Source organism: Lentzea miocenica (assembly GCF_033949945.1).
Lineage (GTDB): Bacteria > Actinomycetota > Actinomycetes > Mycobacteriales > Pseudonocardiaceae > Lentzea > Lentzea miocenica.
In genome coordinates, this window is sequence record NZ_JAXAVW010000012.1 from 76,786 (window position 1) to 98,161 (window position 21,376).

Genomic DNA, 21,376 nt, shown 5'->3' on the forward strand with positions numbered 1-21,376 from the left:
GAAGCCCGTCCCTGCAGGTCAATTACCGGCTATACTAGGCGAGCAAATCTTCCTTCCATTTTTGCAACACAACGACGACATCGCATTGCCGCACAGATGCAGCTTTCCGCACCATGCCGCGCTCAACGTAAAGCAGGCAATCAAACATGTTGAACCTGACCGAATACGGCATCGCGTGGATTAATTCCCTAAATACTTCCTCATCTCCTTCGCCTAGAGTCTTGAGAATCGCACGCGCAGGCACGGTATCCACATGTTCGTCATGATGAAGCCGAACAAGGTCCCTATTAAGGAGACCAAGAATTTGCTCCGGACTGCACCCGTTGACTTCGGCCATGAAGTGCCGAAGGTTGGTTATTATGTTCCATGCGCCTACAACATGATTGATCATCGAGTCGACATCGCGACAGATCGCCTGCAAGATGGGCAACTCATACTCATCGTCACCTGCGGTCCGCTCTCGCAGTGTGAGTAGTTCCAGATGCAGAACAACGGCCCGCTTGTGGTCTACTACGAGAACCTGATGTTCCTCTTTCCCAGCAGAGGTTTCAGACCGCGTTCTCGCGTTACCGATGGGCTCAGATGCACGATCGAAGTGGCGGCACGGAGTCGGCACACGCAGCGGACGCGACGGTTTCCATCCACCTTTTCTGACTACGTGAACATTTACCGCCGGCCCGTTCATTCGGATATTTGTCAGCAGAGCGTGATACCTGAAATGCGGCAACATCGAGAGGACTGCTTCAACATTTGAAGGCGCTGGCGACGACAAACTTTGCTCCAGTCGACGGGCGCTATCAAGCAAGCGATCATAGTTGTCCACATCGCCACGAAAGCCCGCGAAAGACGCAGATACCGCGTGAAACATCAGCTCCAGGTGTTCGCGCTGAACTCGCGCGAGTTCAATGACAGCAAGTCGCGATTGGATATCTCCGAGGATCCTTTCAATCAAGGCGTCTATACAGGGGACAGGAAGTTCTGAGTCAACATCGTTCAGCAGCTTGAACAGCCCCAAGACGAGATCGAATACCTCGTCGATCGTGGTTCCCGGATCTATAGCCTCTATGCTCTCCTGCACGCTCATCGCGTATTGATAGTGGCGCCATGCCGCTTCGGTTCCGTGGTCAGCAGCGTGTGCTTCAGTGAGGCACAGGTGTGCAAGCACCACGCCTAGTGGTGTTTTGTGCTCGGGACGTCCAGCGAGTTGAAGCAAGTGCTCGGCACTATCCATAAGTGCGGAGCGGCTTTGATCGTTGCGGTCCAACTGGCGCCCGATCTTGACGAGCGCCTCTGCACGCGCGGCGGCAGCGTCGCGGCCTATTTCAGGCAGGTCCTGTACGAGCTGGAACAAGGTGCGGAGCCTGTGCTGGTCCAACGTACGGGCGGCTTCAATCTGGGACAGCTGAGCTTTGCAGCAGACCAGGGCTTCCGCGTGCGCTTCGTTGAATCGGTAAGCGTCGTGGAGGCGGGATGCCTCGTCGAGCACCCGGCGGGCGCCGTCAAGGTCTTGATTCGACAGTAAGACGTGCGACAACGTAATGAGGGTCATCCCGCGGCGTCCCGCGATCATCGGGTCGTAGTTGTCGTCAGGCACAAGTTCAAGGGCTTCGCGGACCCGACGTTCGGCTTCGACGATGTCGCCTTGGACTCGGGCCACGCTGGCCATGTTGGACAGCAATGCCGTTGTGGTTTGCCAGCTGTGGAGCTCATGCCGACGAAGATGCTCGACGAGGGTCGCAGCGTGCAGGCGTGCTGCTCCTGCGACCACAAGGTCGAAGCTGACACTGGTGTTGTCGACTAGCAGGTCGACTAGGGCGTGCTCCATGTCGCGCAGCAGCTGATCCCGCTGCTCTGGGTGAGTGTCCAGGCCGGCGCGAACCACGTCCTGTACGAGGCGGTGCACTCGTGCCCAGTCTCGCGCTTCGTTGTCCTGCCATCGCGTGAGCAGCGAGAACTCCTTGAGCACGGCCAGCGCTCTGCTCAGTCCGCGGCGGTCATCTGCAAGAAGTGTCGTCGGAATGCGATCCGGAAACACCAGGCTCGCCCGTCTAAGAACGGCGAGGGCATCCTCCGCGTAATGGTGGTCGTTGTCGGCACCATGCAGATGCCGGAGGGCGAGGTTGACCGCCGCGACTGCGGTGCGGGGATAGTCATCGAGGCGCTGGAGCGGGAAGTCCAGAGCCTCCAGTCGCAGTACTTCGTTGCCGAGCGATTCGAGAAATTCGTGAACTGGTTCGCTGGTGCTGCGGAGGTAGCTCGCTGCGGTGACCAGGCTCAACGGAAGGAACTCGAGCTCACGGCACAGTGTGGTGATCTCAGCGGGAGCCGCGGCGACATGGTTGCCCAAGCGCCGATGCACCAAGTCGCATGCCTGGGCCTCGGTCAACTCCCCTACTCGCACAAGGGATTGCATGCCGTGCCATGCGCTGTTGCGGCTAGTGATCAGTACAACGCCATGGCCGGACGCAGGTAGCAAGGGCGTGATGGAGTCGGCGGCGGAGGCGTTATCGATGATCAAGAGCCATGAACGGGCACATGACGCCAGCGCCTGCGTCACCGCGGTCGTGACGTCGTCAGATGTTGCGTATGGGCCCGACCTCACGTTGATGCCCTGGCTTGGCAGCCAGCGTGCTAGTTGTTCGAGCTCCTCACGAAGGACTTCGGTGTCGGTCGCTTCTTGGTCATCGGTATGGGCGGTGAGTTGGTAGATCCAGTCGAACTCGGCAGCGTTGTCCAGTGCGTACTGCTGGGCAAGTGTCGTTTTGCCGACACCAGCTGGTCCGACGAGTACGCAGGACCGCACTCGACCGTCAGTCGCATGCACCCCATCGTGGTCACGAACTTGTTCGCCTAGTTCAGCAAGCAGTGTGTCCCGGCGAACAGCGAGATCCCGGTTGGCCAGTCCGACGGGAACGCCCCATCTGGATCGCAGCGCTTGTTCCAGTACAGGCTGAGGCGCAGCGACCGCGTCCAGGAATTCCTCTCGTGTAAGGGTCCGACTGACCGGGTCGTCGGACTCGGTCTTGGCCATGGCCAGTGCGAGGAGGTAGGCCCTGAGCAACTCGGCGGCATGATCGCCAATGCCGCTCCCACTTGCCGCGCGTAGCCGCCGCAATCGAGTACGCACTTGCTCGCGCAGCTGCGGCAACGAGGATGGGCGGACGGTTATGGTCGCGCGCCGGAGTACGGCAACGAGGTCGACCGACGGATCGGTTGCCAGATTCATCTCGCGAAGCTCGTGAGCGAACTCGGCGTCGCTCAGGCGGGTGGCAGCCTCCAGCACCTCGCTGAAGCGCTGCGCCCGTTCGCTGAGTCGGCCGTTGGTCACCAACTCCAATCGCGTCACCCGATCGGTTCCCGCATCAAGGTCGATCAGAATCTTGAGCATCTCTTGGGCCGACCAGGGTCGGGTGTTCCAACGACTCTTGACCTGAACCACAACATCCTGGTCGGTCGCCTTGCCTACCAGTGCGTAGTCAACCTTGTCGGCACCGGCGAGGCCTTCGACGAGGATCGACGCGGCACCCGAATCCGTCTCACCGCTCCACACTTCCAGGGCCGTCAGCACGATGACGTGGTACTGGAACACGTAGCCGGCCAGGCCCAATTCGCCGCTCACGTAGTCACCCTCTGTTCTTGGGCATCAACGAGCAGCCAGCATGCCAGTACGTCGACACCCGTGCGGTGGCGAACAGGTTGGCGGCGGCCTGGGCGTCACCAACGCGATCGATCGTTCACGACTCACATTGCCGCGGCCTCGACGTCACTGTGACGGCGGGCAACGGACTACTCTCCGGCGGCTGAGCTTCCTTGTGTGGATGATGCATAGGCGCTCGCGAGCAAGGTGGTGAACCCGACGATGACTCAGCTATACGTGACCGCGGAGCTCCTCAACTGGTCGGACATCGAAGATGGGCCGTGGGGGACGCTCCTGGTCGGCAATGGTGCGAGCATCAACGTCTCGCCCAGTTTCGGGTACGGATCGCTGTACGAAGCCGCCGCGAGCAAGTTCGACGCGCCGGCTCTTGCGCTATTCGATCGGATGGGCACCCGAAACTTCGAAGCAGTACTGGCTGGCCTGTCGTTGACACGAACGCTGACGGATGCCGTCGGCGAGCCAGTCTCCTGGGTTGATCCGATCTACGACCAGGTGCGTGACGGACTGTTCGATGCTGTCGGCGAGGTACATGTGCCTTGGGCCGCGGTACATGCGACAACTCTGCAGTCGATGGCCACACACCTCGTTCGGTACAAGCGGGTCTTCACCCTCAACTACGACTTGTTGCTCTACTGGGCGGTGCAGCACGACGACGTCCGTGGGCGCCTGGTGGACTTCATGTGGTCGCAGGAGTTCACGTTCGACAGCACTGATACCGCGGTCTTTGGCAACAAGACTGCGCTCTACCACCTGCACGGCGGGCTTCATCTCTGGCGTGACGCACTTACCGGTACAAGTGGCAAGTGGACTGCCGCGGACGTCAGCCTGTTGGACGGCATACGCGGCGCCTACCAAGCGACCGGCTCACGGCAACCGCTGTTCGTCAGCGAAGGCGAGCCCGAAGACAAGCTGCGCGCGATCCAGCGCTCTGACTACCTTTCCTTCGCGTACCGCGACTTCTTGGCTGATGAGCAACCTACTGTGGTCTTCGGTGCGGGCCTTGGCTCGCCTGACCGCCACATCGTGGACGCACTGACTGCCGGGCCGCCGCGTCAGATCGCGATTTCGATCTACCCGATCGGCGGCCCAGATGCCCCTGTCGCAATCGTGCACACCAAGACCGCGCTGATGCAGGCGCTCCCAGGGCACGAACTGACGTTCTTCGACTCCACCACCCATCCCCTCGGCAGACAGCTACAAACCACGTCGCCCTAACCTCGTCTACGCCAGGAAACAAGCGAGGCGAGCGCGCCGGGGTCTGGCTCATGATGCCAGGCACGGATCTCGCCGTCCTCTGTGAGCGTCACATCGTTCACGCGTTGGAGTATGTGGACCTGAGCGAGCCGACGAGGGCGGAGCCCTGGTCTGGCTGTGTCCGCGAATCTCGGCACCGCCTCTTCGCGGATTGCAGCATCACTGCCGGCGCGCCGCGAGCGTGATCGATGTCGGTGAATCTCGACACCACTACGCCTTCCTCGTGCCCGAGCCTGGCCGTTGCTCGCCGCACCTCCAGGTCGTTCGTCCTCGCTACCGCTGGGGCGCATCACCTGGACCTGCGACATCGACAACGGCCAAACGGCAAGGACCGAGGAATCCAGTCCTGAGTGGCTGTCTTCGAACCCACGTCCACTGTGGACATCCGCGCAGAAGGTCACCTCCCCGGAGATTTCGCTCTGCCCTGTCCAATGAGGTCACGTTGCCCTGGACGTTGAATCTGCGGTGCTGACGAACGAAGAGTCTCCGTGAACTACCTCTCGTATAACAAGGTTCGTCTGACCCCAAGTTACGAGCCTGTCGAACGCTTCGGGACTTACCATCAGTGCCGTACCCCGTGCGCGCTTCCACGGCAGGTGGTAATCGCTAGTCTCGTAGTGACTGCGCCACGTGATCATGGCCAATGCCGGGCCGGAGTTGTCGTGAAGTACGAATGGTTCCTCCGAAGGCTGCACTCTGAGTACCTGCATCAGTAGCAGGGTCGGTACGAGCAGCGGGCTGTGCATGCCAAGGCTGTACGGCGTGTCAGCTAGAAAGCCGCCGTGAAGGTCGATTCCAATCAACGGAAGGCTTCTGTCGGGTGCGACTTGACCTAGCAGTGGTGGCGTGTGAGTGAACCAGTTTCCTGTGGTGTCCCCTGCAAAGGGCCTGCTGTGGAGCCCCGCTGAATCGTTGGGTCGCCGAAGTTCTAGGGCACGGTCGCGACCTGATTGACGTAGAAGGTCGCTCCTGTCTGGCCAAATCGGCAGTATTGTGTGTTCCTCGGCCGAGGCGATGATCTTCCAGTAGCGGTAGCGACCCGCGCTGATGGTGTCGCACGACTCGTCGAGCGAAGGTGCCCCCACCGTGATTACCAGATCCTGGTCTGCAGCGCCTTGATGTTGGCTCGTGGGCTCCGCAACGGCACGTGCCCGAGTCCAAATCGGGTCTCTGGCTTCCGGCGGAGCCATGAGGCTTGGGCGGGGCCGTCGAGTGCACTCGACGGCCAAGCACAGCGAGGGGTCGTCCAAAAGGACACCTGCCAGCGCGTACTCCCACGCGCGAGGGTCCGTGGGAGGTCTCCCATCAGATAGGAGGGCAGAGCGTCCGCCTGATGCGGCTCGTTGAAGAGCGTCTTCCACAAGAGTTCGGCGGCCGCTGAACGCGTCAGCCCATCGTTTGTGTCTGCGATCAGCAAGGTCCTGTGCCTCTCGCTCGAGCTTCTTCATGCGTTCTGGGTCCGCAAGCGCAGTATCAACGCGCGCAATCACGGCGTGGCTGAGGTTGGGCAGCAGTTCCTCGGCTGCGATTAGCCTGTGGCCAGCCATTGCGCCGACCAATCCCGCTGCCTCCTCGTTGGCTGGCTCATTTACGCCAGGCGTCCACAACGTTGCGGTGGAGAGAAGAGCAGTGTCGGGTGCCGCAACGGGCGGTGGGGGAGCGTCATCTCCTAGGAGTCGCGAAGCGAGCGCTCGCACGGTCAGGTACGGGCCCTTCGCGTGTCGTTGGAGAGCCTCGTGGCATAGGTTCGAGACGGCTGGCTGGGCCTCTTCGACGGCCATGACCACTGCGAGCAGCCACGACAGCAATGCAGGATCGTCCAGAGCGGGCAAGGCAGCCGCCAGTGCCGTCGCCATGGTCTCAGGGTGATGCCGAAGGGCAATCTCGAGAGCCACGAGCGCACGCTGACGGTTTTCTTGCCCAGGATGTGCCATTGCGCCAAGGATGGCTTCGCTGAACACGAGGTTGATCTCGCCGGTTGGGTTTGCTGTCATGCTCTGCGGAGGTGCTGTGTAGGGCTCGTCCGGGTCGTCCGTGTCCGCCAACCTTGGTGTTCGAAGAGCGATCACTGCGTGTGCCTCGTCCCAGGCGGCAAAGGCAGCAGCGTGCGGCGATTCGTGCGTTGTTAGACCGCCCGCGAGACTGGCGTGGATCAACGCTTGACTGACGCCGCGGGAGCCATGATGGCTGCCTGCAACGACTCGGGTGACCTCGGAAGCGACGGTTCTCCATGCGGTGTCTGCGTCAAGCTGCGTCGCGTGACGAAGCGAGTCCAACTCGGTTTCGCCGCCGAAGTTCATCCAGCCGTCGTTCCCACGTGTGCGGGTCCACGCCAACGCGAAGGCTGTGGCGGCGAGGCGATTCTGGCCGTGGCGCTTCAGTCCTTCGCCGAGAGAGGTCAGCAGGCCACTGCGATCAAGCAGCCCAAGGGCTCCGGCCAGGGTATGAAGCGCAGCTTCTGCATCCTGCTCTGCTCCGCCTTCAGCGAGCTCAATCAGCCGGTAGCCGATGATGTTGGCGAATCGCTCTGGTGCCCAGTCTGGGGTGTTCGGCTCGTAAGGGCGACGTCTCCAGGTGCGGATGGCACGAGCAATACCTACTGCGCCGTCGGGAAATCCGCTGACAGCGATCTGTTGGATGTCCGCGGATGATGCCGGCGGCCGTGCGCTGCGAGCTGAGTGCTGATCTGAGTTCTCGTCGGTTGCGGCGAAGACGCAGATCTGCGGAACGTTGGCCAAGGCCGCAACGATGTTGATCGACTTCACCAGGGCGTTGTCCTCGGCGATCAACTCATCGTTGTTGCTGTACGGATGGCGGAGTGGACGTTCGTCGGCGCGAGCCGCAAGAAGGGTGAGTAGCCGCCCAGGAAGATCCGCGCCGGAGCCGTCGGTGATGCTGGCGAGCTGTTCCGCCATAGCCAGATCGGCCTTGTCTAGCGGCATAGACAGTGCCAACCTCAATGCGCCTGCGATGATCGGATCAGCGAGACGGTGCCAGGATCGCCACAGATCTTCGAGAGCGCCGTTGTAGAGGTCGTACACACGACCAGAGCGTTTCAGAAGTGCTGGCACGACCAGTTGCGTAAGCGCAGCAGGGTCAGCCTGGGCGAGAAAAGTCCACCACTGGATCCACGCACTCCGCGTGCTCTTGCCGTCGGTGTGGAGCACGACACGCTCGCAGGTCGCTTGTACCTGTGCTAGCCGTATCCGAGCTTGAGCTGGATCAGCAGAGATCAAGTTTGGAAGTGGATCGAGGACCTCGTAGATCGTGATGTCCTTGTGAAAACCGTACGCAGTCATCAGGCGGCAGGCTTCGTTCCAGAAGTTCTCTGCTTGGCTACGGTCTCCACCGTCGAGGGCGAAGCGTGCCGCCATGAGCCGATACTCAGCCAAAGTTGAGTAGTAGCGACGTCCACCACCTTCAACGAGAGCCTTGTCGATCAGCATCTGCGTAGCGGGCCGACGAGACGGCGTAGTTGTCGCGTCAATCGCGAGTGTGAGCAGAAAGTCCGGCGTGATGGGGCCGGCGTCCTGCCCGCGCAACGAAACCCCTACGCCTTCGGTGACCTCGTGGAGGATGGTCAGGGCTACCGGCCAAGCGGCGTCGTCCAGCATGGCTACTGCACGACAGACGGTCTCCTCGATGTGGCCATGAATCGGGTAAAGGTCGCAAGCCCGTGGCTTACCTGCAAACGGGTTCAGGTCGCCAGCGAGGTAACGGAGAGCCTTGAGTGCGCGCTGCGCCTGGTCGCCTACTGCTGCTTCCGTCTCTACCAACGCCAACGCAAATCGCAGCCAGCACCGGTACCACCCTTCTCCGTCAAGCATGCCTTCAACAGTCGGAAGGATGGTCGGGTCACGGCGCGCAGCAACCGCGCACCGGTCGAGCCAGGTTGGAACCGTATCCTCGTCGTGGAGGGCGTTCGGACTCGTTACGTCCTGGGTGAGTGTCATCAGCGAAGCTCGCATTTCGCTGACGGACGATGTGTCGATGCTCTCAGGTGTAGCGCCGAGCCCGATCAGGCGATGGGCGTTGCCCGGCAGGTGCTGCTGCGTCGCGAGTGGTACTAGCCGTGCGAGGAGTCTGCTGGCGCGCGGGTCGGTTGAGTGACGAGCTACCTCAGCGAGGGCGAGCGCCGCGGCCGCGGGACTTTCCAGATGGTCGACCAGTTCTGAGGTGGGCTCGATACCGATCACATCGGCAACGATGGGGATGACATCGTCCGGGAGGAGATCGGTGTCGTTGAGAAAGCGCGCGATGCGATCGCGTTGCGTCTGCACGGGAGTGGCACCGGTCGACACTTGCCGCAGTTGTCCTCGTACCCAAGACAAGGCAACTGCTCGGCTGGACTCACTCCCATAGTCCGTTGTGTTGCTTTCCTGCCACTTCGCGAAGGCGGGCAGGTAATCTCGCCAAGGAGCGACCACACCCGCCGCATCGATGGCGGCGCACAGTTGTATCCCGGCTCGCGCGGGTACTGCGATCTTGCCGTCGAACATGAGCCGACTGGCAAATTCTTCGCGCCCGAGCAGGGCCATCGGCACGTCAATGTAGTCCACAGCGACGGAGTCGAGGCGTTCGTCCTCAAAGGACTCCGCCGCGCGGGCCAGCTCAACGCACCGACTCAGCGCGGGCAGGTTTCCTTCCCGTCCAGCGCAGCTGGTCGCGACCGCGAGGTTGGCTGCGATCGCCGATGCTGGATGTCCGCCGGCGATCGCGTTGAAGGCAAAGTCAACATCGACCAGGTCGAGTACCTCACTGTCGCGCCCGACGGCTGCCAGCATTGGCAGCAGGAACCGGAACGCCCGCTCATCGCGGTAGAAGCCGCGTGCATCGAGCCACTCAACGACGAATCGGATGTTGGCCGTCAGTACACCTGGAGTGGCCTCCATACGCCGACGCAGAAAGCGGGCAAACGACTCGTGGTAGACCCGCAGACCGCCCTGAGTAGCTCGCTCGGCCAGGACGGGAGCGAGGGTGGCGAGCGCGTCATCCAGCCAGTGAGCAAGATCCGGCCTGATCTCTGCTAGCTCCGCGCGGCTGACCGGAAAGTCAAGCAGGCCAACAACATCTGCAACACCCAAACCTGGTCCGAGGACGGCTGCCAGGTGGGTGTAGTAGTTCTCCAACGTGCCGTCGAACGGAGGAAGAGCGCGAAGGACGGCTTCCGGATCAGCCTCGGCATCGGGACGCGCCATGATCTCCCGACAAAGATAAGTGGCATATAGAGCATTACCGCGGGACCGTTCTCCTAGCGCAGATAGGAAGCCATCAGCCTGCTGCTCCTCAACGATCGGGTTGATGGTCTCCGGACCGCTGACCAGACCGAGATTCGCTGCCAACGCGCCTAGTTCCGCTCCAGTCAGGGTTGGGATCTCAACTACGTGAGCACCAGCGTTTTGAAGCGGCACAAGGTGTTCGCCGGGCTGACTGAGCACGACCAGTACGCTCCCAGCTGGGATGTCCAGTGCCGCCAGGGCAGCAGCTACCGCCGCAGAAGGATCGGTGCCTGGTCGGGTCGGCGCAATCCGCGCGATATGATCAAGGCCGTCCACAATCAAGGCCACCTGGCGGTCAGGATTGAATTGAACGGAGCGTGAAACGGCGTTGGTCAACGCCACATCATCAGCGGCATACCGCGGCCGTTGGCTATCGACCAAGCTCGGATCAGCTTCTGCCAACCGCCCCAGCAAACTGCCAAAGACAGTCTCAGCCTGCACACGCTCATCGCGCTCGTCGTGCGTGTCGTTGAGATAGCAGTAGTGCTCGGCGACTAGCCATCTGGCCGAGATCAAGTCCCGGACAAGCTGGTCACATGCCCAGGACTTACCCTGACCTGGAGACCCGGTGAGCACCAAGGGAACGCCCTCTGACGCGGCTCGCTGCGCCGCCGTCTGGATGTCTGCCACAGTCCTGGGGCGGGCGACTTCGAGCGAGCGGTCAACGGGGTGCGCTCTGGATACTGCCCCGAAGTCTCGTCTGAGCTGCGCGCGCTGCAGCATGCCTGCGGCTGTTGGCATGCTGATCCCTTGCCGCGCTTGCCGTGCGAAGGTCGCGAATGCTTCCGCCACATCCTCAGCCGACCGACCTGCGTTCGGATACGACTCCGCACCGATCTCGGCGCGGACCCTCGTCAAGAGAATCCGCTCGGCCGGGCCGGGATCCACCATGATCCCGCTCGATCTAGGCGCCTCGACTTCGATGACAAGTCGCGCGCACAGCCACGCCAAGTCTCCCCGGTCAACGGCCTTCGGCCCGGAGCGAAGGAATGCGAACCGGTCGCGACCCGCTCCTGTAGCCACTTCCTGAGGTAGCTCTAGCGGCCACAGCCGGTCGACGTCGAACCGTAGTCGCTGTGTCCTCATGCCAGCCACGAAAGGACCTGGATCAGGATCGGCGAGCACCATGACAGCGGTCAGTGCCTCATGTACAGGCCCGGTATCCCGAAGGACGACACGAAACGCAAGATCAGCAGCGCTGCTGCCTGGGCCGTCCCTGTCTGCAACCGCCGCCGCTACAAGACGATCGATCCGCAAGTCGCGTCCGTCGGTCGTGAAGGTCTCTACCGCCAACGGCTTGTCGTCGTTGTCAGTGTGCTTGAACTGCGTACGTTCACGACGGCCATCGGTGGTGACGATGGTGAGATCGTCGAATCGATCGTCTCCGACTTGCTTGACATCGACGTATGCAGCGGAAACAGTCCCCAGTACGAGGTCAACCAGGCGGCTAGCAGATAGCAAGTCCTGGTACTCGTACCCGCGATGGGCCGCCTGGAGGCTGGGCATCGACCTAGATTAGTTGATTGGTGTGTGCTCCACGGCACACGAGACGCTCAGAGGCCTCCGCGCGGAGGCCTCTGTTGTGAGAGCCGGTCGACCGCGAACGGCGCGATTGGCGACTGAACGTTTCAGCTGTCTGCGGCGAGCCTGCCGTGGAACGGATCTGCGTGGGGTATGTCGTAAGTCCAGAAGCCATAACGCTCATTGAGCACCTCGACTACCGGGTCAGCGATCGCAGTTCCGTGATGTAGCTCCAGTCCCCACCTACGCAGACTGCTCATGGCAACGCTGCGTATCCCGATCTCCATGGCCTCACGGGTAACCTTCTCGGCTGGCAGGTATAGATCATCAAGTTGTTCGTCGCGCAGCGCCTCATCGAAGATCTCATCCTTGAGCTGGCCTGCGAGGCCGGCCGTGAGCGGTCCATGACGAGACTCGATCCGGGCCTGCACGGTGAGGTTCATGACGACGCACAACAGATGCCAGTCTTTCCAGCCTTGAGCACGGAGATCAAGGAACAGAGCGCGTACTCGTTCGTCATCGAGGAGCTCGGGCAAAGTGTGGCGAACAGGCCGAGGCAGGACGTCATAGCGATCGCTGAGGATCGCGTGCGCCTTCTCCTCTGTGTAGCCAGGTCCGAGCCCAGTGCATGGTCGCAGATGTGAGGAACCGGCTCGAGGGTTCGGCCGCTCGGGATTCGCGAGCGGCCGGTATGCGGAGTCGCTCAGCGGCGGGGTGGGCTCCGTGTGCAGCCGAGCGAGTTCCTGGTAGGGGCGACCGATCTCCAGGTTGTGGAACAGACCGTTTCGGGCCGCTTCGTCCATGAGGTGGCTGAACTGCTCTTGGTCGAGTAGGGAGTTACCTATCAGGACCTGGAACGCAAGGTGGAGAGCTTGGCTCTGCCCTGTCTCGACTCCTGAGTCAGTTTGGGGAGCATCGGGCAGCAGGAGCAGCCATCGCCGTAGCTCACTATCGAGTCGGGTGTAGTGGTCACGTTCAGGTGGGTCTGTCGCTTGGTAGATACGGACCTCGACATCTACGTCTTGTGGGATGAGCACCGGATCGAGCGAGGCGAACTCTACGAGCAGGATCTGCAGGATCGCCGTGAAATCTTCCGTTGCCAGGACTGTGCTCTGCTCGTTCTGGCAGTGCACCGTCCATCGCACTCCCAGGGAACAGAACGTGATCGTGCGCTCTGCACCAACATCGCTAAAAGGTGCGCCAGCTCGATCCGACAACCAGTCAGTCCACTGCTGCTCGGTTCGCGGCGCCGAGTCATGGGTCTCAGTTGGACGGATCAGCCCCTCGAAGAGGCTGTGCTCAAGGATGTCTCGGAGGGCCGGCATGAACTCTGGTCGCGTCTGCTCGGCGATCACAGTCGTGAAGGCCTGGAACTTCATCGCTTCTGTCACGTACTTGTGGCGCTCGAGGTTCCCCGCATCCGGCGCCAACTGAAGATGGACTTGACCAGCGATCGCCGCCAACCGTGCCGAGCTGATCCACGCTCCCGCGAGGTGGTCCATGTTGGCTGCCGAGAACAAGGCCATCGGAACGAACTCACGGTCGGATCGATCGGGACTGCTGTGAGCAAGATAGCCCATAGCCAAGGCGTACTTCTTGGCAGCCAGGTACATGCCCAACGCGCTGTAGATGTCGACGATGTTCGCGATGGCTCGCACAGCACCGTAGTACGTGTCCCCGTGAAACCACTTGACCTTGGTCTGATGAAACTCACGTAGGGCTTCTAGCAGCCGGTCGGCCCGGAGCAGCGAGGTGGCTCGTTGCCGGCACCTGTCACCGACAGCTGCATCTCCCTCTTGACGCCTGACAGCATCGTCTAGCCCGTCGCACACCTGCCGGTAGAGCGGATGATCCCGGAGGACAGGAGTGTGGATCTCGATTACCGTACTCAGTGCGTCGATCGGATAGACGGGCGCATGTGGAAGCAACTCAACTAGCTCAAGCAGACGCTGCATCCCACCATCGAGATCCACAAGGGACACATTGGGGTCCCTATCGAAGAACCCATGCAGCGTGCCGGACTCTATCGCTCCAGTGATCGCTTCGTATCGCTCGTCGATCTCTGCCAACGTCGCGCTGCCGTTGAACTCGGCATCCGAAAAGTCGACGTGCAGCGCCAGGTGCACCGCAACCTGCAGCAGACCGGCTCGAGTATTCGAACCCCACTCACGGCCCAGAAGGCGATCGACCTGACGGCGCAGCTGCGGTACCCAACCAAGCACCTCGTCAGGGGCAAGATCGCTGTGGCCGTAACCGACTGCTATGACGCAGAACTGGACGAGCACGCTGGCGTCGAACAACAGGCTTGGATCTTCGCTCAGCTCGACGTCCGTCATGAAGCTGCGGATCAACGACTCCGCTGGACGAAGGTCTGCAACTCCGCGGCACCGGGCGCAAACGATCTCGTAGATCGCATGCAAGCGCGCATCAGCATCGGGAGTGCACTCGGCGAGCCGGGTCATCAACGTTAGCCAGCCATCGAGATCCACCCGTGCTGGACCCGGCGGAACCGCGTGCCGTAGCCCCCGTCGCAAGTCAAACATGTCACCGATGTTGGATGGCTGGCGGTCCACGGCTTGCCAATCCGCGCGCAGCTCGACATACCACTCGGGGAGGACTGGCTCGCTGTCTTCAACCTGCGGGGCAAGTTCAGCCGGTAGGTGCAAATATTCCTGCGCGATCCAGTACAGGTCCGGTTCAGCGAGCCATTCGGCGACCACGAACCGGTCGAATATTTCGAGAGCAATCCCGTGTTCGCCTTTTGCCCAGTTCTCGACGTCGTGCCGCACGCGTGTGGAGACCTTGCCCGTGGCGAACAGGCAAACTCTGTCGACCTGAGTTCCTTGGGTACAGATAGCGTTGATGTCGCTCTTGAACTTGGACTTGAGGTCGTCCTGCTGGATGGTGCAGGCGAAGACCACGACGTCACGAGATGCCAACGCCACGAACCCAATGGCGAAGGGCAGTTCGTCGGCCAAGTAAGTACGGAAGGTCTCAAAGTCACGCCCCTGGTCACCACCCGCAGATACAGGCCCCGTCGCCGTCCTGACGTTGCTGGCAATCCGCCGTCTTGCCAGCTCTCGACACAGCTGCTCGAACGCGTGGTGATCATTTTCCCCGTCGAGGTCATCAAGCGCGCTCTTGATCACCTTGGCGATCTGAACCGGAGTCGCCACACACCTCACCTCAGCCTGACTCAGCCGGTCCGCCACCCTGGGATCGGCTGACGTACCGAGCAGCCGCAGTGGCCCGCCCATACCAGCGAGAACGCGCTGTGATGCCACAACATAGTCGACGAGGCCACGAGCAACCTGAACAACACCAACGTGTCAGATGCCGGCCGTCTTCGCAGCGGCGTTGTGGTACCGGCTCAGCCAAACCAACGAAGGATCAACAGAAGGGCAATGCCGGTCAGGTGACTCCGCGACCATCAACACGGCGATCCAGATACGCCGAACTCACTTGCGCGCAGATCAATTTATGGAATCCTGATGGGCTCGCATCAGAAGGGTCCTCAGCGGGCAGGACTCGACCGTTGGGATCAGTTTGATGCAGACATCGCAGAGGCCGCAGGTTCGCGAGGCTATCGCCTCGTTGACCAAGGCAGCGCTGACGGATCTGGCGAAGCGCGACACCGCCCCCGAGGTCGATGCGATCCCAGACTCCCGGCAGTGGTGGCGGCACGGTCAGGAGTCTTTCGTTGCATTGCGGCCTGAAGGCTGGCACATGCCCAACGGCGTCACCAAGGTCAACTGGCTAGACACGTTCACCGAGATGGCTGCGGTACGGAGCGCGATCGACGGCGACCCAATCTTGAGCGCCCGCGTCGACACGATGGTCGGCGTCGAGTTCTCCCTAAAACAGCGTCGGCTCGACCGGCTCCTGGTCGAGCACCTGCTTGAACCAATGGTCATCACCACCCGCGCCTACCTGTTCGACGAGACGGTGTTCGACCTGCACTACAACAGGCTCGAAGCAGGTTTGCTCGGCGACACCGTCCGGTTCGTCGAGTTCATACCGCTCAACGGCTTCACATCGAGCATGGCCGAAATCGTTCTACCCGACGGTGTGGTTCTGCGCCCGATGAGCGACCGACAGATAAGCCGGGCAATCCAGGTGCTCGCCGTACCAGCAGAGTTCGGCACGGGCTCCAACAGCGTCCAGGTCTCCCGCTTCCACCAGTGGACCGTCGCGAAGGAGCAGGCATATCCAATCCGTTCGTACAAACAGGGAATGCCAGAGTCTCCCAAGGCCCCCAATTTCCCATGCTTGGAGGAGCCTACACAAAGGCTGGTCACCGCCCTGCGCGTGGTGTGCGGCGGATCGGTGATGGCCACCCGCCCGATTCATGCTCAACACGACGACGACTTCCCTCTTGACATCGAAGGCAGCGCCGCCCTGTCGCCGGTTGATGCCGCGGACATTAGCCGTCCAACTCTGCTTCTGACCGAAGAGCACGTCGATGCGGTGCGCAGCGTATACCAGATGCTGGCGGCACCCGCGATCGCGCGAGATCGATCGTTGCGGGTTGCCTTGCGGCGATTCGTCTTCGCTGGCTCGAGGTTCTTGCCCGAAGATCGACTCATCGACTCATCGACTTCAACATCTGCTCTGAAGCCCTGTTCGTCAAGCGAGGCAAGATCAAAGGAGAACAAAAGGGCGCGTCCGCGGCTGCAGCAGCGGGACGGTTGTTGGCTGACGACCCTGTGCTGGGAGTCCGGAGGGAAGCCGTCAAGCGGTTCCTCGAGGAGGCATACCGGATGCGCAACGCGGTGATGCACGGTGACCACTCGCTCCCAAAGGTGATGACGCTCCTCAGTGGCGCAAAGACCGAGGACCTCGCTCGGTTTGTCGAAGATCTTGCCCGACTCCTCGGCCGGGCACTCCAGCTGACAATTGCTAGTGTCCGGTAGCAGTGGCGGTGGACTGCGCGTTGCGACGAGTAACGCAAGCACGGAGCGAAGCGAGATACTGCGAAAACTCCTGTGCAGGTAGAACGAGAGGTGGCCATGGACCGCGTGCGGCGGGTGGGTCTGATCGTGGCTGGTGTCGCCGCCATAGCGTTCATCACAGCCCGGTTCGGACTGTTGGTGTGGCTGCCAAAAGACCAGCATCCGGTGCGGAACGTGGTGGAAGGGTTGAGCTGGCTCGCAGCGATCGTCGTTGTTCTCGTGCCTGGAGCGGTGTTCTTGGCGCGGTGGACGTGGGCAAGGCCGGCTTCGGAGGAGGCAGCAGAGCGATCTGCCTCAGACGAAGCTCCAGTTGAGCCATCAACCGGCGACCGCTCGGCCGGTGATCGCGGAGTGATCATCGAGCAAGGCGTCCACGGCACAGGTTCGGGCATCGTGATCGGGGCAGTCACGGGCGATGGCTTCAACATCACGCCGGCTCCGGCCGGGCCGACGGGAGCTCCGGACCCTTCCCGGCCGACGCAGGAGTAGGGAAGCCTGCGTCGGCTACGTCCTCCCCCGCTCTCTCCCAGGCCGCTGAATCAGTCAGGATCAACGGCGGCGTGAACTCCACAGGTTCGGGGCCAGCTATCGGTGTATTGGGATCGCTGTCGATCTACCAGGGCACACCGCTACCAGAGCTCACATCTGAGTGGTTCAAGACACGTACAGAGGAGGCTCTGCGTCTGCTGGAGCCGCGTTACCGACGTGCGCTCAATGTCAATGTGCCGTTGGGTCGTGTGACGAGCGGCTTCGCTCGCCGCGCATCCTCATTGTCTCCGCTTCGCAGCTACGTCCGTCGAGCACAGAGTCATCTTGCCTTTGCCCATAGCCTCTCGGTGGAAGCAGGCAGGATCCACGCAGCCGGGCTAGAGCTCGCTAGCTTGCGCACGGACGTAGACGCCGTAGCTGTCGACGGTGTCTTACCAATTGCCCAGTGGCGCGAGCGGTGTGAGCAGTTCTTGACAGTCATCGAAGAGCTGTCGACCGCTCTTGATCTGTCCACAAGAGACGATCGTTCTGACAAGGTACGTGAAGCGCTCGATGACTGCTGGTCGGAATTGCAACGCGCAACCGAGTGGATTGACGGAGACGTAGCCGCTGCATGGAACAACAGTGTTCTCGTGATCAGCGGCGAAGCGGGCCGAGGCAAGAGCCACCTACTGGCAGAGACGCTCTCGACAGCACTGGACGAAGATCAACCCGCTGTGCTGGTACTCGGGCACACGCTCTTGAATCCAAGCGAGCCCTGGTCTCAGATCCTGGCACAGCTGGACTGGCCCGGCACCGCTGAGCAGTTCTTGACAGCCCTGAGCGCTCGCGCGAAGGCATCCGGGCGACGGGCGCTGCTGATGGTCGACGCGCTCAACGAAGGGGAAGGCAGGCTGATCTGGCCTGCACATCTGGCTAGCTTCCTGGAGCGCGTGGGCCGTTTCGAGTCGATCGGCGTCGTCCTGAGCGTTCGTACCGTCGCTCTTGAAGCGTGCGTTCCTGAGCCTGTTCGATCTGCCTCATGCTCGGTGATCCACGATGGATTCGCGGGGATCGAGTACGACGCAGTGGCCGCGTTCTTCCGCTTCTACGGTCTCATCGGGCCGGCAGCACCACTGTTGCTCCCGGAGTTTCGTGAGCCGCTGTTCCTCGACTTGTACTGCCGTACGGCACAACTGCAGCCGGCGCTGTTGACAGCCACCGCCCCAAGCCTTCCCGGCGTGATTACCCGGTATCTAGCCGCGATGGATCAACTGGTCCGAGCGCGTCTCGATGTTGATCCGGTTGATCCAGTTGTCTTCAAGGCATGCATGGCGCTGGCTCGATCAATGCGGGAGGCGGGCCAGCGGTGGCTGAGCCGAGACGAGGCGAAGCAGGTGACACAGCAGGTCTTGACGACCGCCGGAGGCCATTCGAAGTCACTCTTCGCCGCGTTGATCAGCGAACGAATCATCATCGAGGATGTCGTCAGAGGCAGCGGCTCTTCGCATGAACTTGTACCGGTGGTGCGATTCGCCTACGAGCGACTAGCAGATCATCTGATCGCTCAGGGCCTTCTCGACGAGGCTCGAGGTAGAGACAGCTTTGACATTGAGGCCCTCGGCCAGATCGTATCGACTCTGTCCGCGGGTGAGAGCACCATCGATGCGCTGGCCGTGCTGCTTCCGCAGCAGGCTGGTCTGGAGTTAACCGCACTGGCGAGCTGCGCGTCGCCAGAAGTCGGACCTAGGCTGCCTGAGAGAGTGATCCAGTCCTTGTTGCTACGCGACAAGGACGCGATCACGGATGCCGCTGTCGAACTCATGGAAGAGACGTTGCTCGGTGAGGTCAGGCCTGCTGCGGATCGTGCCGCGCGAGTTGCCATCGCGCTTGGCTGTAGCCCCGGCCACAGGCTCGATCATCATTGGCTGACCGCAACGTTGACCGCATTGCCGATGTATCGGCGGGACATGACATGGACCGCTGCCACCGCGGGCCGTCCTAGGCGCCCCACCCCGTACGGCCAGCTACTGCATTGGGTGGAGGTTGAGGACGACCAACTGCTCGGTCGCGTGTCACCTGACTCCGCGCTCGCGGTGGCTTCCACTCTAATGTGGGCCTTCACGAGCTCAGACCGATTCCTGCGCGACCAAGCGACACGACGTTTGATCAAATTGTCCGTCTTCCATCCGTACGTGTTGACTTCACTGCTGCAGAGCGCGATCGCGGTCGACGATGTCTATGTGCTGGAACGAGTCTGTGCTGTGGCTTATGGCGTCGCACTGCGTGGGCTACCAGACGACCAACTGCGGAGTGTCGCGACGGCCCTTCTCGACACGGTCTTCGGGAACGGCGATCCGCCGGTTCACATCCTCCTTCGCGACTACGCGCGCAACACGGTCCGACTTGCGCATCAGCGCAAGGTGGTGTCCGACGTGCAGTGGTGCGCCGCGTCAGGGCCGTGGTCGAGTCCTTGGCCTGGCCGCGACGTGCCTTCTACGCAGGATCTCGAAGCCGCCTATCCCCTTTTCGACAAGGACAGGATGGGCCGCGAGGGGTCGCTGTGGGCGTCGATACACCTCAGTGTGCTGGAAGACGGCGACTTCGCCCGATACGTCATCGGCACCGACCACCCTTACAGCTTTCCGTTCAACACCCGCCTGCTGGACGGACGAGTTACCTCCATTCCAGACTCTCCAGACCCCGCGCAGGCGGCAGCTGAGCCCGAGCAGACAAGCATGGTAGACAGGCTCATTGAAGCCCTGCCAGAAACGCATCCACTCCACGCTCAGCTGACCGATCTCGTTGCGTACGCCGAGTCGCTCGACTCCCAGGAGAAGAAGCAGCCTCGCCTTGATGATGCGTCGTTCGACACCGACCTCGTGTGCAGGTTTGTGTTCGTTGGCGTTGTCGACCGCGGATGGACTCCTGAGCGTTTTGGGAAGATCGACCAGGAGCTCGATGGCTCCCGGTCCAGCGGACGTTCCTCACACAAGCGCGAACGAGTTGGCAAGAAGTACCAGTGGCAGTCATGGCATGAAGCGCTGGCACGCCTGGCCGACACCTATCATCTGCGGCGAGAGGGACAAGATCAGCCCACCTTCACGCACGCCGCTCAGATCCCCTTCGTGCGTGACCTCGATCCTTCGCACTTGCTTGCTGGAAACCCAGAAGATGCCAGCAACCCTCACAGCGACGAGCAAACCACGGCCTGGTGGCTACCACTGCCAACGCCGTCAGCCCCCGATCTGTCAACTTTGGACAGTCAATGCGCTTGGGTTGCCGACCAGTCCGCGTTGTTGGACACCACGGACATCGTCTCTCTGCCTGGTCACTTCGTCGCGCACACCGCTGCCGGCAAAGCCCTTGCCATCACTGACGACTCCAACTGGATCCTGCTGCACGGCACGGTCGCGTGGTACTGGGATCTCTACGGCCGTACCAAGGGAATAGCTTCAGGCCGATGGGCGGACCATGGCATCGTTCACCGGAGCGTGTTGATCAAGCAGTCTGACGTGGCCACAGCACTTCAAGTCCCTCCCAAGCGGTATCAACCGCACTCGTACAGCCAAGACTTCACCGACGGCCCGTTTCTCGGGGAGTTCCCCGACCAGCCGGCCTTCGCTGATTTGGTCGCAGAGCGCGAAGACCGCGGCGGCTGGACCACTGACTCAGGCGTCAACGCATCCGTTCTGTTGGCAGCGGACCGCTACGTCTGGGAAGGCTCTATCTACGACTGCTCATTGCATCACACCGTTTCGGTCACACTGCCCAGCGCCGGTGTACTCGATCTCATGGCGCCCGGTGCCCGCCCCCTGGACGGTGCCGTCTATGGCGAGAACAACCAGGTGATCGCATTCGCTCCAGATGTCTACGATCACGGAGACGCTGCCCTGGTTGTCCGGGCTGACATCTTCCACGATGCCTTGCGGTCCACTGGGCTCGCGCTCGGGCGAGTAACCTTCCAGGAACGCCGATCCGGCATCTCAGGTCGACGCGACCCGTTTCCAGGGATGGTCACCCGCACCAGCTTGCACATCCATCTGCCTGGCGACGCAGGCTGGACCCATGCGGGATCAGCCGTCCACGATGAGGTCATCCCACCTCGTCGAGCCGTAGGAACCACGTAGCGTCAAGACATATGTGGGTCCGAGGAACCGACGGGGTTCAAGCCGGGCAGGCCACGAGGCAACCGATCGCACGCACTGACACGGTCACGCTAATTAGTGCCAGCGAGTTCCAGC

Annotated in this window: 7 protein-coding genes; 4 read left to right on the forward strand and 3 right to left on the reverse strand. The window is 61.7% G+C overall.

Annotated features, from left to right (window positions below; all coding sequences use genetic code 11):
* Positions 1-34: 34 nt before the first annotated feature.
* Positions 35-3,619 (reverse strand): ATP-binding protein, encoded by a 3,585-nt coding sequence (locus SK803_RS16055; RefSeq protein WP_319966795.1) that lies wholly within the window; start codon positions 3,617-3,619, stop codon positions 35-37.
* 255 nt (positions 3,620-3,874) lie between these two features.
* Here SK803_RS16055 and SK803_RS16060 point away from each other — a divergent pair, with 255 nt between their 5' ends.
* Positions 3,875-4,873 (forward strand): DUF4917 family protein, encoded by a 999-nt coding sequence (locus SK803_RS16060; protein WP_319966796.1) that lies wholly within the window; start codon positions 3,875-3,877, stop codon positions 4,871-4,873.
* A gap of 476 nt (positions 4,874-5,349) precedes the next feature.
* Here SK803_RS16060 and SK803_RS16065 read toward each other — a convergent pair whose 3' ends face one another.
* Entirely contained in the window at positions 5,350-11,697 is a 6,348-nt protein-coding gene (locus SK803_RS16065; RefSeq protein WP_319966797.1) for an ATP-binding protein, read from the reverse strand.
* A gap of 122 nt (positions 11,698-11,819) precedes the next feature.
* Positions 11,820-14,888, reverse strand: coding sequence for a hypothetical protein (locus tag SK803_RS16070; RefSeq protein WP_319966798.1), 3,069 nt, complete (start codon positions 14,886-14,888; stop codon positions 11,820-11,822).
* Positions 14,889-15,261: 373 nt separating this feature from the next.
* Here SK803_RS16070 and SK803_RS16075 point away from each other — a divergent pair, with 373 nt between their 5' ends.
* The 3 genes from SK803_RS16075 (at position 15,262) to SK803_RS16085 (ending at position 21,262) form a co-directional block, all read left to right on the forward strand.
* The gene (locus tag SK803_RS16075) at positions 15,262-16,488 is read left to right on the forward strand and encodes a hypothetical protein (protein WP_319966799.1); all 1,227 of its coding nucleotides are present in this window, start codon (positions 15,262-15,264) and stop codon (positions 16,486-16,488) included.
* A gap of 233 nt (positions 16,489-16,721) precedes the next feature.
* The gene (locus SK803_RS16080) at positions 16,722-17,153 is read left to right on the forward strand and encodes a hypothetical protein (protein ID WP_319966800.1); all 432 of its coding nucleotides are present in this window, start codon (positions 16,722-16,724) and stop codon (positions 17,151-17,153) included.
* 470 nt (positions 17,154-17,623) lie between these two features.
* The gene (locus SK803_RS16085; protein WP_319966801.1) at positions 17,624-21,262 is read left to right on the forward strand and encodes an NACHT domain-containing protein; all 3,639 of its coding nucleotides are present in this window, start codon (positions 17,624-17,626) and stop codon (positions 21,260-21,262) included.
* Positions 21,263-21,376 lie beyond the last annotated feature (114 nt).

Excerpts from the sequence above, each read along its gene's own strand:
- SK803_RS16080 (WP_319966800.1), top strand. The coding sequence starts at position 16,722 with ATGGACCGCGTGCGGCGGGTGGGTCTGATCGTGGCTGGTGTCGCCGCC.
- SK803_RS16075 (WP_319966799.1), top strand. The coding sequence starts at position 15,262 with ATGCAGACATCGCAGAGGCCGCAGGTTCGCGAGGCTATCGCCTCGTTG.
- SK803_RS16065 (WP_319966797.1), bottom strand. The coding sequence starts at position 11,697 with ATGCCCAGCCTCCAGGCGGCCCATCGCGGGTACGAGTACCAGGACTTG.